Raw genomic sequence first — 14,373 nt, 5'->3', positions numbered from 1 at the left:
TCCGGCCCCGTTGTCCACCTCGTCCAGCCACGGACGAGTGATCCTTCCGCGGAGGCGTAAGACGACTTCCGCCGCGCCACTACACTGGCGCACAACATACGCGTCAGGCCCACAGCGTCGTGCGTCTTCCACGCGGCCAGTACCCTCCACCGCCTGCGGCCGTCGGGACGGCCGTCCGCATTGGACATGTGAGGACTCACGTGAGCTCGAAACCCGTCGTACTCATCGCTGAAGAGCTGTCGCCCGCCACCGTTGACGCTCTTGGCCCCGACTTCGAGATCCGCCACTGCAACGGAGCGGACCGAGCCGCCCTGCTCCCGGCCATCGCCGACGTGGACGCGATCCTGATCCGCTCCGCCACCAAGGTCGACGCCGAGGCCGTCGCAGCCGCGCGCAAGCTCAAGGTCGTCGCACGAGCCGGCGTCGGCCTGGACAATGTCGACGTCTCCGCCGCCACCAAGGCCGGCGTCATGGTCGTCAACGCCCCCACCTCGAACATCGTGACCGCCGCCGAACTCGCCTGCGGTCTCCTGCTCGCCACCGCCCGCAACATCCCGCAGGCCAACGCCGCGCTGAAGAACGGCGAGTGGAAGCGCAGCAAGTACACCGGTGTCGAGCTGGCCGAGAAGACCCTCGGTGTCGTGGGTCTGGGCCGCATCGGCGCCCTCGTCGCGCAGCGCATGTCGGCCTTCGGCATGAAGGTCGTCGCCTACGACCCCTATGTGCAGCCCGCGCGGGCCGCGCAGATGGGCGTCAAGGTGCTGTCGCTGGACGAGCTGCTCGAGGTCTCCGACTTCATCACCGTCCACCTGCCCAAGACCCCCGAGACCCTCGGCCTGATCGGCGACGAGGCGCTGCGCAAGGTCAAGCCGAGCGTGCGCATCGTCAACGCCGCGCGCGGCGGGATCGTCGACGAGGAGGCGCTGTACTCCGCCCTCAAGGAGGGCCGGGTCGCCGGCGCCGGTCTCGACGTGTACGCGAAGGAGCCCTGCACGGACTCCCCGCTGTTCGAGTTCGACCAGGTCGTCTCCACCCCGCACCTCGGCGCCTCCACCGACGAGGCGCAGGAGAAGGCCGGTATCGCCGTGGCCCGCTCGGTGCGCCTCGCCCTCGCCGGTGAGCTCGTGCCCGACGCGGTGAACGTCCAGGGCGGCGTCATCGCCGAGGACGTCAAGCCGGGTCTGCCGCTCGCCGAGCGTCTGGGCCGCATCTTCACGGCGCTCGCCGGCGAGGTCGCGGTCCGCCTCGACGTCGAGGTGTACGGCGAGATCACCCAGCACGATGTGAAGGTGCTGGAGCTCAGCGCCCTCAAGGGTGTCTTCGAGGACGTCGTCGACGAGACGGTGTCGTACGTCAACGCCCCGCTGTTCGCCCAGGAGCGCGGCGTCGAGGTGCGGCTGACGACCAGCTCGGAGGCCACCGACCACCGCAACGTCGTCACCGTGCGCGGCACGCTCGCGGGCGGCGAGGAGGTGTCGGTGTCCGGCACGCTGGCCGGCCCCAAGCACCTGCAGAAGATCGTCGCGGTCGGCGACTACGACGTGGATCTCGCGCTCGCCGACCACATGGTCGTCCTGAGGTACGAGGACCGTCCGGGTGTCGTCGGCACGGTCGGCCGGGTCTTCGGCGAGGCGGGCATCAACATCGCCGGCATGCAGGTCTCGCGTGCCGTCGCCGGTGGCGAGGCGCTGGCCGTCCTGACCGTCGACGACACGGTGCCCGCCGGGGTGCTGACCGAGGTCGCCGAGGAGATCGGGGCGACGTCGGCCCGTGCGGTGAACCTGGCCTGAGGCCCGTCGCACACCGAGGCCTATCGAACGCCGGACGCGCTGAGCTTGCTCGGCTCGTCCGGCGTTTCGCATGCCGGCTCCCGGAGCTCGGCCCGGCGCAGCGTGACCGCGGCCAGCACCGCCGCCCCCGCCAGCAGGACCGCGCCCGCGATCGCCGCCCCCTGCATCCCGCTGGTGAACGCCTCCCGGGCGAGTGTGGCCAGACCCGGCACCCGGTCGGCGACCGCCAGCGCTCCGCCCAGCGTCTCGTGGGCCACGTCCGGTGCCGACGCGGGGATCTCGTGGCGGTAGACCGCCGTACCGATCGAGCCGAGCAGCGCCATGCCCATGGCACCGCCGAACTCGCCGGCCGTCTCCATCAGGGAGGACGCCGAGCCTGCCCGCTCCACCGGGGCGGTGCCCAGCGCGAGGTCCATGATCTGGGACATCACGATGACGCCCCCGACGGCGAGGACCGCGCACGAGGTCAGCACCAGCCACAGCGAGTCCGTCCCGGCGAGGGCGAGCAGCGCGAACCCGGCCGCGGAGATCGCGAAGCCCGCCGTGACGACGTAGGCACGATTGACGCCCCGCTGGACCAGCTGGGTCGCGACCGGCCCCGCCACGCCGATCGGCACCGACGGCAGCAGCGCCCACAGGGCCGCCTCCAGCGCACCCTTGCCCAGCACCGACTGCAAGTACTGCGTGGTGAAGTAGGCCGACCCCATCACCCCGAACATGCAGACCAGGTTCAGGACGACCGACGGCGCGAAGCCCCGCCCCCGGAACAGGGCCGGGGAGATCATCGGTGAGACGGCCGTGCGCTGGCGGTGCACGAAGAGCGTCGCGAACAGCAGGCCGACGGTGATCGAGACGACGTAGCGGACGTCGAAGCCCTCGGAGGGGATCTCCTTCAGGCCGTAGATCACGGGGAGCACCGCCGCCATCGACAGCGGGACACTCAGCCAGTCGAAGCGGCCGGGGGAAGAGCTCCTCGACTCGGGGAGCAGCAGCGGGCCGAGGACCAGCAGCAGCGCCATCGCGGGCAGATTGACCAGGAACACCGAGCCCCACCAGAAGTGCTCGACCAGCACGCCGCTCATCACCGAGCCGAGGGCGATCCCGGCGGTCATCACGCCGGACCACACGCCGATCGCCTTCGCGCGCTGGGCGGGGTCGGTGAACATCGTGCGGAGCATGGCCACCGTCGACGGCATCAGGGTCGCACCGCCGATGCCGAGGACCGCGCGGGCCGCGATCAGCATCTCGGCGCTGTTCGCGTACGCCGCCAGCAGCGAGGCGGTGCCGAAGGCGGCGGCGCCGATCAGCAGGAGCCGGCGGTGGCCGATGCGGTCGCCGAGCGAGCCCATCGTCATCAGCAGGCCGGCCAGCACGAAGGCGTAGATGTCGAAGATCCACAGCTGCTGGGTGCCGCTCGGCTCCAGGTCCGCGCTGATCGACGGGACGGCGAAGTAGAGGACGGAGACGTCCATCGAGACCAGCAGCAGCGGCAGCATCAGCACGCCGAGAGCGGTCCATTCGCGGCGTCCGGCGCCGGGGGAAGGAGGCGTGGTGGTGCTCGTCGGGTTCGTTGTCATGGCGGTGAATGTACGCGCGTCTTAAACGCTTGTCTAGAACGGCTGTATAGGACGGTTGTATGGATCGGCGGTAGGGTGGAGGCATGGGACACCGTGAGGATCTGCTCGAGGGCGCCAAGCGCTGCCTGCTCGACAAGGGGTTCGCGCGCACGACGGCGCGGGACATCGTCAAGGAGTCGGGGACCAACCTGGCCTCGATCGGCTATCACTACGGCTCGAAGGACGCGCTGCTCGCCCAGGCCTATGTGTCGCTGGTCGAGGGGATGGGCGACGATTTCGAGGGCGCCACCGGGATCACGGCCGAGCCCGGCTCGATCGAACGGTTCCGTGAGGTGTGGTCGAACATCATCGGCACCATGAGCGGGCCCGGCTCCATGTGGCGGCTCAGTATGGAGATCGTCGTGATGGGCGACCAACTGCCGGAAGTCCGCGACCATCTGGCGCTGGCTCAGCGGGAGGCCTGTCGCGGACTGATTCCGCTGCTCATGGGCGGACGGGAGGAGGACGTCCCGGACGAGAGCCTGGACACCCTCGGCAGGTTCTACGTGACCCTGATGACGGGTCTCATCGCGCAGTGGACGTTCGACCCGAAGACCGCGCCCGACGCGGATCAGCTCAGCGAGGGCCTGCGCCAGGTGATCGAGGCCGCCACTCGGAAGTGACCCGCCCGTCCCGCATCTCGATCACCCGGTCCGCGAAGTGCCGTACGACCGCCCGGTCATGGCAGATGAACAGGTACCCGAGGCCGAGATCGTCCTGCAGTTCGGCGAGCAGGTTCAGCACGCCGGCGCGCGCCGACGGGTCGAGGGACGAGACCGGTTCGTCGAGAACCAGCAGGCGGGGCTGTGAGGCCAGTGCACGGGCGATTCCGACGCGCTGGCACTGACCGCCGGAGAGTTCGTGCGGGCGGCGGTCGCCGTACGACGGGTCCAGGCCGACCCGGTCGAGGAGTTCGGCGACGCGCGCGGGACCGTCGGCGGCGTTCCAGCGGCCCTGCACCCGCAACGGTTCGGCCACCGCGTCACGGATGCGGTGGCGGGGGCTGAGGGAGCCGTACGGGTCCTGGAAGACGGGCTGCATGCGCGGGCGGATCGGGCGCAGCTCGGCTTCGGTCAGGGCCGTCAACTCGCGTCCCTCGAAGCGGACTTCACCGGCATCCGAGCGGCGCAGCTGCAGCGCCGCCAGGGCCGTCGACGACTTGCCGCAGCCGGAGGGGCCGTTCAGGGCGAGGGTCTCGCCGGCGGCCAGGGCGAAGGAGACGTGGTCGACGGCGGTCGTGTCGCCGTGGCGGACCACGAGCTCGCGGACGTCCAGCAAAGCGTCACTCATGGAACAACTCCCATGCCGGATACGGGAGTTCCGGCCATCGGTGGCAGGCGACCAGGCGTCCCTCCACGTGCTGCGGTGCTGGTTCCGTCCGATGGCAGGGATCCGCCGCCGACGGGCAGCGCGGGGCGAAGGCGCAGCCCGGTGGGAGGGTGCCCGGGGCGGGTGGGGTGCCGTGCAGGGTGGTGAGGCGGCGGCCGGGGGGTGCGTGCTGGGGGAGGGAGGCCAGCAGACCTGCCGTGTACGGGGCGCGGGGGCGGCCGAGCACCTCGGCCGCCGGGCCGAGTTCGATGAGACGTCCCGCGTACATGACCAGCACGCGGTCCGCGTGGTCCCGTACAACGTCCATGTCGTGGGTGACCAGGACCAGCGCGGCACCGACGGCCTCCCGTCGCTCGGCGAGCACCCGCAGCACCTGGTCGCGGTGCTCCTCGTCCAGGGCGGTGGTGGGTTCGTCGGCGACGACTACGTGGGGCTCGTTGATCGTCGCCATGGCGATGACCGCGCGCTGCCGCATGCCGCCGGAGTACTCGTGGGGATACGCCCGCGCCTTGCGGGCGGCGTCCCGGATGCCGACCCGGTCGAGTGCGGCGACCGCCCGGGCCCGGGCCTCCTTGCGGGAGACGCGGGCCACCGAGCGTACGGCGGCGGCGAGTTGGTCGCCGACCGGGTGCACGGGGGAGAGGGCGGACAGGGCGTCCTGCGGGACGAGCGAGATGCGGCGGCCGCGGTGGGCCGAGAGATCCGGCTCGATCGTCCCGCCCGTCGTCGCGCCCCGCGGCAGCATGCCCAGCAGTGCCCGTGCCGTGAGGGACTTGCCCGCCCCCGACTCGCCGACGATCGCGAGGACTTCGCGCGGGCGGACATCGAAGGACAGGCCGCGCACGGCCTCGACGCCGTCGAAGGCGATACGGAGCTCGCGTACCGAGAGGAGCACCTCGGGGCTTTTCTCAGGCTGCAACGGGGGCCTCCTTGCGTACGGCACGCGCTCCCCGGCCCGGTACCGCCGCCGCTCCCGTCACCGCCAGCCCCGCCAGCAGGGCCAGTGCGACGGCCGGGGCGAGGGCCGCCCACGGCGCGCGTTCGACGTAGGCGCGGGACTCGTCAAGCAGCAGGCCCCACTCGGGCGCCGGCGGCTGCGCGCCCAGGCCCAGGAAACCGAGGGAGGCCAGGGCCAGGGCGATACCGGGCAGGCGCAGCAGGGCGTGGCGGGCGACCGGGACGGCGACGGACGGCAGGACGTGCCGGGTGAGGATCCAGAACGGGGTCGCGCCCATGGCCCGTTGGGCGGTGAGGAACGCCGACGCGCGTACCTCCTGCACCAGGGCCGCCGCGTGCGCGGACAGCGCGGGCCACGAGATCAGCGCGACGGCCAGGGCCGCGCCGCCGGCGCCGGGGCCGGTCGCCGCCGCGACGAGGATGCCGACGACCACCGGGGGCAGGGCGTTGGCGATGTCCGCGGAGCCCGCCGCGATGCCGGGCAGGAAGCCCAGCGCGAGCGCGAGGAGCAGGCTCAGCGCGCAGATGGCGGCGGCCGTGCCCACGGTCGAAGCGGCCCCGTGCCCGAGCCGGGCGAGCACGTCACGCCCGAGGGCGTCGGTGCCGAGCGGGTGTGCCCAGGAGGGGGTGGCGAGGCGGGCGGCCGTATCGACCGTGTACGGGTCGCGCAGCAGGCCGCAGCCGATGGTCACGGCGAGGACCGTGAGCAGTGCCGACGGGGTCGCCGGGTGGGTACGGACCGGGCGGGCCGGGGGCAGTGTCAGTCCGGCGTCCCGCAGGGCGGGGCCGAGCAGCCGGCGCCGGGTGAGCGACGCGGCCGCGCCGGCGACCAGGCCGAGCAGCAGCAGTGCCAGCACCGAGCCCTGGAGCAGCGGCAGGTCCTGCGACTTGGCCGCGCCCAGAGCGGTACGGCCGATGCCGGGCACCGCGAACACCAGCTCCACGGCGACCGCGCCGCCGGTCAGGCCGACGGCGACCATGCCGAACTGCGGTACCAGTGACGGCAGTACGCGCCTGAGGGCGGCCGCCGAGATCGCCGTACGGCTCACTCCCGCGCCCCGCCACAGTTCCACCCACCGTTCGTCGAGGACGGCGGGCAGCGCGTCCGCGACGAGCCGGCCGAGGAGGCCGCCCGCCGGGACGCCGAGGGCGAGCGCGGGCAGCACCAGGTACGCGGGGCCCGCCCAGCCGGCCGTCGGCGGCCAGCCCAGCCACACCCCGCAGACCAGCAGTGCGACGGTGGCCAGCAGGAACTCCGGTACGGCGGCGAGCATGGCGGCGAAGGCACCGGCCGACCCGCGACCGCGCACCAGCACCGGCGCCACCAGCAAGGCGGCCAGGGTGACCGCCACGCCGAGCGCCGCGCCCATCAGGCCCAGCGACACCTGGAGGCCGGCGACGACGGACGGCAGCACGTCGGTGCCCGACACCCAGGAGGTGCCGAAGTCGCCGCGCAGCAGGTCCGAGGCCCAACTCCCCAGCAGGGAAAGGGGGCCCGCGTCCAGGCCGAGGTCCTCGCGGATCGCGGACAGGGCCTCGTCGGTCGCCTCCCGCTCGGCCGACCGGGCGCGCAACACGGTGAGCGCCGGGTCCTGGTGGGAGAGCCAGGGGAGCAGGCCGACGGTGGCCAGGACGGCGACCAGGCAGACGAGGCGGGTCAGGGCGGCGGGGCCGATCGACTTCCGTGCGGTGGACTGCACTTGACGCAGACGGAGCTTCACCTGACGTACGTGTCCGCCGTGACGAGCTCCCGCTCGCGCGGGTCGTGGGCGGCGTCGACGACACCGGCGGCGTCACCCTGGATCACCCGCTCGTGGAGCATCGGCACGGCCGCGTCCGCGGCGAGCACGGCGGCCTCGGCCGCGATGACCGCCGCGCGGCGGTCATCGCCCACCTCGGTGTCGGAGGCCTTCTTCAGGGCCGCGTCCACGTCCTGGTCCGCGAACCGGGACAGGTTGAAGGTGCCGTCGGACGCGAAGTCGCTGTAGAGGTAGGCGGCCGGGTCGCCGGAGTCGAGGACGGTGGCGCGGGAGAGGACGAAGGCGTCGAACCTGCCCGCGAGGGCGTCGGCCTCGATGTTGGTGTACTCGCGGACGTCGAGCTTCACCCTGAACCCGGCCTTCTGGAGCTGCTGTTGCAGCGTGGCGGCGACCTCGGGCATCTCGGCCCGGTCCGTGTACGTCCCGATGGTGATCGCCTCGCCGTCCGGCGCCCCGGCCTCGGCGCCCCGCGGCACCGGCCCGCGCAACTCGGCGGCCCAGGGAAGGGCAGGCCCCAGCAGCCCTTCGGCGACGTCGGCGCGGCCCTCGTAGACGCCCTTCACGAGTGCCTCGGCGTCGATCGCCTCGCGGGCCGCCGCCCGCAGCGAGGCGTCCTTGAAGGGGCCCTTCCCGGTGTTCAGGTACAGCGTGTTGGTGCGCGGCATCGGGACCTCGGTGATCAGATCCTGGTCGAGGACCGCGGCCTGCGACACCGGTATCGCCTCGACGATGTCGGCCTCGCCGCTGCGCAGTGCCGCCGCGCGTGCCGTGCCGTCGGGGACGAAGGTCACGTCGATCCCGGGTGCCTGGGCCTTGTCGCCCCAGTAGGCGTCGTAGCGGTCGAGGGCGGCGGAGGCGGTGCCGTTGACCTTCGTGAGCTCGAAGGGGCCGGTGCCGGCGCCGACGGGGTCGACCGTCTTCCCCCGGTACGCCCTGGCGGCCAGGACAGACAACTGCGGGGAGCTGAGGCGCTGCGGGACCAGGGGGTCCTCGGCGGCTGTCGTGACGGTGAGGGTGTCGGCGTCCGTGGCCTTGGCGGTCAGGTCGACGCCGTCGAGGATGCGGGGCTTGGGGGAGGCGGTGGCGGCCCTGGTGAGGGAGTTGGCGACCGCCTCGGCGGTGAGCTTCGTGCCGTCGTGGAAGGTGACGCCGTCGCGTATCTCGAAGGTCCAGGTACGGCCGGACTGCTCCCACTCGGTGGCGAGCGCGGGCTGCGCGTCGCCGTCCTCGTCGAGCTTCACCAGGGTCTCGGCGGTCGACCACCGCGACAGCTTGAACGCGTCGTCGGACAGCGGGGACAGCCCGGAGCGCGGGGGCTGCATCATCGCGACCCGGACGCGCTTGCCACCGGCCCCCACGTCCTCGGCGGACTCCGCACCGGCGAAGCAGCCGGTGAGCAGCGCGGAGGCCGCGGTGAGGGCGGCGGCGGGGAGCAGATGGCGGGTGGGCAGGCGCACGGGGCCCTCCGGGTAAAAGGGTGGTCAAGAGAGCGGTTGCCGTGACCGTAGCATGATGACAATCATTTCCAATAGCTGGGAGTGGACCGTCAGCCCTGGGAGATGACGCCAATGGCGCCGATGACGTGCTCGATCTACAGGCGTGCGCCCTTCAAAGCCATATGCAGCAGCAACCGGTCCTCCCCGTCGTCCAGGTCCAGGCCCGTGATTTGTTCGACGCGGGAGAGGCGGTAGTACAGGGTCTGGCGGTGGATGCCGAGTTCGGCGGCGGTGCGGCCGGCCTGGCCCGCGCGGTCGAGGTAGATCTCGGCGGTGCGGGCGAGTTCGTGGTGGGTGGGGGAGAGGAGCTGCGTGATGGCGGGGTCCCGGGCGGCGTCCGGGGGGAGGGACGTCAGCAGGCGGTACGGGCCGATGTGCGCCCACTCGGCGACCGGGCCGAGGCGGGGTTCGGCCAGGGCGGCGCGGGCCGCGGCCGATGCCTCCTGCCAGGTGGCGGCGAGGTCGGCGAGGCCGGAGCGGGGTGCGCCGATGCCGGCGGCTGCTTGTACCGCGCCCTCCTTGAGCAGCCGGGACGCCGCCGCCTGGGCCGGCGTCCGTACCTCCGGCGAGCGCAGCCGGACGAGGATGGCGAGGCTCTGGCCGCTCTCCCCCACCGCCTTGAGAGTGTGGGAGGTGCCCCCGCCCCACGGCACCGTGCACAGCGCCGTCGCGTGCGGCACCGTACGGACGGACGGGGCGTCGTCGGGGTCGGCGGACGGCCACGGGGCCACGCAGACCACGGTGTGCGTGCCCTCGCCGCGCGGGCCGAGGGCCGTGCGCAGGGCCGCCAGCGCCTGGTCCCCCTGCCAGCCCCGCTCCGCGGTCAGCGCGGCCCGCAGTTCCCGGCTCAGATCCGCCCCGTGCTGCGCCTCGTCGGCGAGCAGTGCGCCGATCCGGGCGGTCACCTCCATGGCGGCCGACAACTGCTGGTCCGTGGGGCCCGGATCGTCGTCCAGGAGCCAGACGTAACCCAGGACCACCCCTCGATGGCGTACGGGGAGGCAGACGCGTCCCCGGTAGACGCCCGCCTCCGGGGTGGGCGGGATGCGTACCGGGCCTGTCGCCCGGGTGATGCCGAAGCCCTCGAACCACGTCCGCACCGCCGCCGTGGAGCGCCGCGTCAGGATCGAGCGGGCACGTACGGGATCCAGGGCGGACGCGTCGAGATCGCCCTCGCTGTCGTAGGCGCCGAAGGCGATCAGCTCGAAGTCGCGGTTCTCCAGCGTGGCGGGCGCGCCCAGGAGCTCGGAGATCTCGTCGACCAGCTCCTGGTAGTCGTCCTTGTGGTCCTTGTGGTCCTTGAATTCCGGCGTCACCCGGGCATTCTCCCGCATTTTCGCGCAGCCTTCATACATCTGTCTGAGATCTGAGGCACGGATGCGTGACAGCTGTCGATGGCCGCCGTTCGGAGGGATCCTTAGGTTTCACGGTGGTTCTCCGTGCCGTACCCGGAACATCACTTACCGGGGAGTCGGCCGTCATTCGGCAGTGTTTGTGGAGGTGCCCCGTGCTGGGTCCCGTGATTCTCGCCGCGTCGCGCAGCGACCGGATGCGACGCCTGATCTCGGCGGCCCCGGTGACCAAACAGGTCGTCGACCGGTTCATCCCCGGCGAGACCGTCCACGAGATCGTGCCGATCATCGAGGAGCTCACGGGCAACGGCCTGGAGCTGACGATGGACGTCGTCGGCGAGGACATCACCCGCCCCGAGCAGGCCGAGGCCGCGCGGGACGCCTACCTGGCGCTCGTCGACCGGATCAAGGACCTCGAGCTCGGCGAGCGCGTCGAGATGTCCGTCAAGCTCTCCATGTTCGGCCAGGCGCTGGAGGGCGGACACGAGCTCGCGCTCGCCAACGTCCGCCCGGTCGTCGAGGCCGCCGCCGCCATCGGTACGACGGTCACGCTGGACGCGGAGGACCACACGACCCTCGACTCGATGTTCGCCATCCACGAGGAGCTGCGGAAGGACTTCCCGCAGACCGGCTGCGTCATCCAGGCCTACCTCTTCCGCACCGAGGCCGACGCCCGCCGTCTCGCCGCGAACGGCAGCCGGGTGCGCCTGGTGAAGGGCGCCTACAAGGAGCCCGCCGAGGTCGCCTACCAGCAGAAACAAGAGATCGACAAGGCGTACGTCCGGATCCTCAAGGTTCTGATGGAGGGTGCCGGGTACCCGATGATCGGCTCCCACGACCCGCGACTGATCTCCATCGCCCAGGAGCTCGCGCGGCGTGCCGGGCGCAAGCTGGACGAGTACGAGTTCCAGATGCTGTACGGGATCCGCAGCGACGAGCATCTGCGGCTGGCCGCGGAGGGCCACCGCATGCGCGTCTACACGGCGTACGGCACCGACTGGTACGGCTACTTCATGCGCCGGCTCGCGGAGAAGCCCGCCAACCTGCGGTTCTTCGTACGAAGCATGATCACCAAGGGCTGAACCACCACCGCTCAGTAAGGAGTTACGGAACTCATGGACGCTGTGACCCAGGTCCCCACCCCCGTCAACGAGCCGGTGCACGGCTACGCCCCCGGCTCGCCCGAGCGCGCCCGGCTGGAGGTCAAGCTCAAGGAGCTGGCCGAGAACCCGATCGACCTGCCGTGCACCATCGGCGGCGAGCGACGGCTGGGCGGTGGCGAGCGCGTCGACGTCGTGCAGCCGCACAACCACAAGGCCCGCATCGGCACCTACGGCAACGCCACCCGGCAGGACGCCCAGGACGCCATCGACGCGGCCCTCGCCGCCGCGCCGGCCTGGCGTGCGATGTCCTTCGACGACCGCGCGGCGATCATCCTGCGCGCCGCCGAGCTGCTGTCCGGCCCGTGGCGCGAGACGCTGGCCGCCTCCACCATGCTCGGCCAGTCGAAGACCGCCCAGCAGGCCGAGATCGACACGCCCTGCGAGCTGGTCGACTTCTGGCGCTTCAACGTCAAGTACGCCCGTGACCTGCTTGCCGAGCAGCCCCCGGCGAACTCCCCGGGCGTGTGGAACCGCCTCGACCACCGCCCGCTGGAGGGCTTCGTCTACGCGATCACGCCGTTCAACTTCACGGCGATCGCCGGCAACCTGCCCACCGCGCCCGCGCTGATGGGCAACGTCGTGGTCTGGAAGCCGTCCCCGACGCAGACCCACGCCGCCGTGCTGCTGCTTCAGCTGCTGGAAGAGGCCGGTCTGCCCAAGGGCGTCATCAACCTCGTCACCGGTGACGGCATAGAGGTGTCCAAGGTCGCCCTGGAGCACCGCGACCTCGCTGGCATCCACTTCACCGGGTCGACCAAGACCTTCCAGTACCTGTGGAAGACGGTCGGCAACAACATCGAGAAGTACCGCTCCTACCCGCGTATCGTCGGCGAGACCGGCGGCAAGGACTTCGTCGTCGCCCACCCGAGCGCCGACAAGGCCGTGCTGAAGACCGCCCTGACCCGCGGTGCCTTCGAGTACCAGGGCCAGAAGTGCTCGGCGACCTCCCGGGCGTACATCCCGGCGTCGATCTGGAACTCCGGCTTCAAGGAGGAGTTCGCGGCGGAGGTCGACTACATCACCATGGGCGATGTGTCGGACCTGTCGAACTTCGTCGGCGCGGTCATCGACGAGCGGGCGTTCGCCAAGAACAAGGCGGCGATCGACCGGGCCAAGCAGGACCCGACCTGCACGATCGTCGCGGGCGGCTCCTACGACGACTCGGTCGGCTACTTCGTCCGTCCGACCGTCGTCGAGTGCACCGACCCGGAGAACGAGGTCTTCACGACCGAGTACTTCGGCCCGTTTCTCGCCGTGCACGTCTACGAGGACGACAAGTACGACGAGATGCTGGAGCAGATGGAGTCGGTGTCCGCCTACGCGCTGACCGGCTCGGTCATCTCGGGCGACCGGGCGGCTGCGGCGTACACGATGGACAAGCTGCGCTACGCGGCCGGCAACTTCTACATCAACGACAAGTCGACCGGCGCCGTCGTCGGCCAGCAGCCCTTCGGCGGTGGCCGCGCCTCCGGCACCAACGACAAGGCCGGCGCCCCGCAGAACCTGATGCGCTGGACGCTGACCCGCGCCATCAAGGAGACGCTGGTCGCGCCGACCGACTACGCGTACCCGCACATGGGCTGACACCCCAACTCAACGCAAAGGGCCGGGTCTTGACGGACCCGGCCCTTTGCCGTGCGGGGCGAGTGCGCTACTCGGCGATCTCCGTGCGCTCCCACCACTCGTAGACCGGCAGCGCGCCCTCCGGGGTGTTCTCCTGGCGCGAGGTCGGCCTGAAGTGCTCGTATCCACCGCGGAGCTTGATCTTCACATCCGGACCGGGGGACGGGGCCCCGACGATCCGCTCGGGCAGATCCTCGGGGCCGCCCTCGAGGAACACTTTCGACGTGTCGTTCATGACCTCACCGTTCCCCTCGACGTGACTCCGTCTCCCGGGCGGCGCGGAGGATCAGCCGAGTGGGCGATGCCGAATACTGGTGGGATGACCACCGACGCACCGGCGGGCACCCCGCGCACCGCGCACACCGCCGACCTCACCCCCGCCGAACTGAGCGAGATCCGCGCCCTGTTGGACGACGCCTTCGAGGGGGACTTCTCCGACGAGGACTTCGAGCACGGGCTCGGCGGCATGCATGCCCTCGTCCAGGACGACGCCGGGCGGATCGTCGCCCACGGTTCGGTGATCATGCGGCGGGTGCGGTACCGGGACCGGTGGCTGCGCGTCGGCTACGTCGAGGCGGTCGCCGTGCGGGCCGATGCGCGGCGGGGCGGGCTCGGGGGCCGGGTGATGGCGGAGCTGGAGCGGGTGATCGACCGGGCGTACGACGCGGGGATGCTGTCCGCGAGCGACGAGGGGGCCGCGCTGTACGCCGCTCGCGGCTGGGAGGTGTGGCGCGGGCGGGTCTGCGCGCTGGGACCGGAGGGCGTCGTGCATCTGCCGGACGAGGAGGGCACGACGTTCGTGCGGCCCGCGCTCGCGGGTGTGCTCGACCCCGCCTTCGAGCTGGTCTTCGACTGGCGGGACGGGGACGTGCTCTGACGGGGGCGATGACGGAAAGCCCAGGTCAGTGGGGTGTGACCTACTCGGCCGTCTCAGATAGTAGGAAGTCCGAGTAATTGTGGAGACAGACGCGCCGTCCTCCCTTAGCTTTGTAGAAGCCGAACGTCTCGCTCGATCAAGCGAATGGCGGTCGTGAGCCGGGCCCCTTGCAGGCAACCCCTGCGGCACCGCTCCCCGCCCCATCCGGCGTCTCGTATCCCCTGTCTGCACTCCCGGATTGTCGAAGGAGTCGATTTCCATGGCCGAGACGACCGCCCGCCGCCGAGTCCGTCACCTCTCCCGCACGAGCGAGTCCGACCGCAAGAACGCCGCCGCGGCCCTCCAGCGCGCCCTCGACCGCAGGGACAACGGCGGAGCCACCGGCCACCAGGCGGCGTAGCGCTCCGCCG

General features: G+C 71.6%; 13 protein-coding genes. 6 read left to right on the top strand and 7 right to left on the bottom strand.

All coding sequences use genetic code 11. The features are described from left to right. Positions 1-200 precede the first annotated feature (200 nt). Entirely contained in the window at positions 201-1,790 is a 1,590-nt protein-coding gene (gene serA, locus ACZ7M7_RS34315; RefSeq protein WP_328879025.1) for a phosphoglycerate dehydrogenase, read from the top strand. A gap of 20 nt (positions 1,791-1,810) precedes the next feature. Here the strand turns inward: serA and ACZ7M7_RS34310 are convergent, their stop codons facing one another. Beyond that, positions 1,811-3,367, bottom strand: a complete 1,557-nt coding sequence (locus tag ACZ7M7_RS34310) for an MFS transporter (RefSeq protein ID WP_472123754.1) — start codon at positions 3,365-3,367, stop codon at positions 1,811-1,813. Positions 3,368-3,450: 83 nt separating this feature from the next. Here ACZ7M7_RS34310 and ACZ7M7_RS34305 point away from each other — a divergent pair, with 83 nt between their 5' ends. Then, positions 3,451-4,029: a TetR/AcrR family transcriptional regulator gene (locus ACZ7M7_RS34305; RefSeq protein WP_383628569.1), complete on the top strand. Its 579-nt coding sequence runs from the start codon at positions 3,451-3,453 to the stop codon at positions 4,027-4,029. Here ACZ7M7_RS34305 and ACZ7M7_RS34300 read toward each other — a convergent pair. From ACZ7M7_RS34300 to ACZ7M7_RS34280, 5 genes are all read right to left on the bottom strand, one after another. Then, on the bottom strand, positions 3,983-4,696 hold the full coding sequence (locus ACZ7M7_RS34300; RefSeq protein WP_472123751.1) for an ATP-binding cassette domain-containing protein: 714 nt from the start codon (positions 4,694-4,696) through the stop codon (positions 3,983-3,985). The genes ACZ7M7_RS34305 and ACZ7M7_RS34300 overlap by 47 nt on opposite strands. Next, positions 4,689-5,654, bottom strand: a complete 966-nt coding sequence (locus tag ACZ7M7_RS34295) for an ABC transporter ATP-binding protein (protein ID WP_472123748.1) — start codon at positions 5,652-5,654, stop codon at positions 4,689-4,691. Before ACZ7M7_RS34295 ends, ACZ7M7_RS34300 begins: the two co-directional genes overlap by 8 nt. After that, on the bottom strand, positions 5,644-7,392 hold the full coding sequence (locus ACZ7M7_RS34290; protein WP_472123745.1) for an ABC transporter permease subunit: 1,749 nt from the start codon (positions 7,390-7,392) through the stop codon (positions 5,644-5,646). The genes ACZ7M7_RS34295 and ACZ7M7_RS34290 overlap by 11 nt, the downstream gene beginning before the upstream one ends. 17 nt (positions 7,393-7,409) lie before the next feature. Beyond that, positions 7,410-8,909, bottom strand: a complete 1,500-nt coding sequence (locus tag ACZ7M7_RS34285) for an ABC transporter substrate-binding protein (protein ID WP_472123742.1) — start codon at positions 8,907-8,909, stop codon at positions 7,410-7,412. A 134-nt stretch (positions 8,910-9,043) separates the two neighbouring features. Then, positions 9,044-10,282 (bottom strand): PucR family transcriptional regulator, encoded by a 1,239-nt coding sequence (locus ACZ7M7_RS34280; protein ID WP_472123739.1) that lies wholly within the window; start codon positions 10,280-10,282, stop codon positions 9,044-9,046. A gap of 173 nt (positions 10,283-10,455) precedes the next feature. Here ACZ7M7_RS34280 and ACZ7M7_RS34275 point away from each other — a divergent pair, with 173 nt between their 5' ends. Both ACZ7M7_RS34275 and pruA read left to right on the top strand, forming a co-directional pair. After that, the gene (locus tag ACZ7M7_RS34275) at positions 10,456-11,382 is read left to right on the top strand and encodes a proline dehydrogenase family protein (RefSeq protein ID WP_369273588.1); all 927 of its coding nucleotides are present in this window, start codon (positions 10,456-10,458) and stop codon (positions 11,380-11,382) included. A 33-nt stretch (positions 11,383-11,415) separates the two neighbouring features. Then, on the top strand, positions 11,416-13,047 hold the full coding sequence (pruA, locus tag ACZ7M7_RS34270; RefSeq protein ID WP_472123737.1) for an L-glutamate gamma-semialdehyde dehydrogenase: 1,632 nt from the start codon (positions 11,416-11,418) through the stop codon (positions 13,045-13,047). Between the two features lie 67 nt (positions 13,048-13,114). On the opposite strand, the gene ACZ7M7_RS34265 is transcribed toward pruA, so the two are convergent. Further along, positions 13,115-13,321: a DUF5988 family protein gene (locus ACZ7M7_RS34265; protein WP_383607476.1), complete on the bottom strand. Its 207-nt coding sequence runs from the start codon at positions 13,319-13,321 to the stop codon at positions 13,115-13,117. Positions 13,322-13,405: 84 nt separating this feature from the next. On the opposite strand from ACZ7M7_RS34265, the gene ACZ7M7_RS34260 reads away from it, so the two are divergent. Both ACZ7M7_RS34260 and ACZ7M7_RS34255 read left to right on the top strand, forming a co-directional pair. Beyond that, on the top strand, positions 13,406-13,963 hold the full coding sequence (locus tag ACZ7M7_RS34260; RefSeq protein ID WP_383607475.1) for a GNAT family N-acetyltransferase: 558 nt from the start codon (positions 13,406-13,408) through the stop codon (positions 13,961-13,963). Positions 13,964-14,222: 259 nt separating this feature from the next. After that, positions 14,223-14,363: a hypothetical protein gene (locus tag ACZ7M7_RS34255; protein WP_107083653.1), complete on the top strand. Its 141-nt coding sequence runs from the start codon at positions 14,223-14,225 to the stop codon at positions 14,361-14,363. Positions 14,364-14,373 lie beyond the last annotated feature (10 nt).

This window comes from Streptomyces sp. NPDC111606 (genome assembly GCF_055656945.1).
This window is presented reverse-complemented; position numbering and strand designations above follow the sequence as displayed.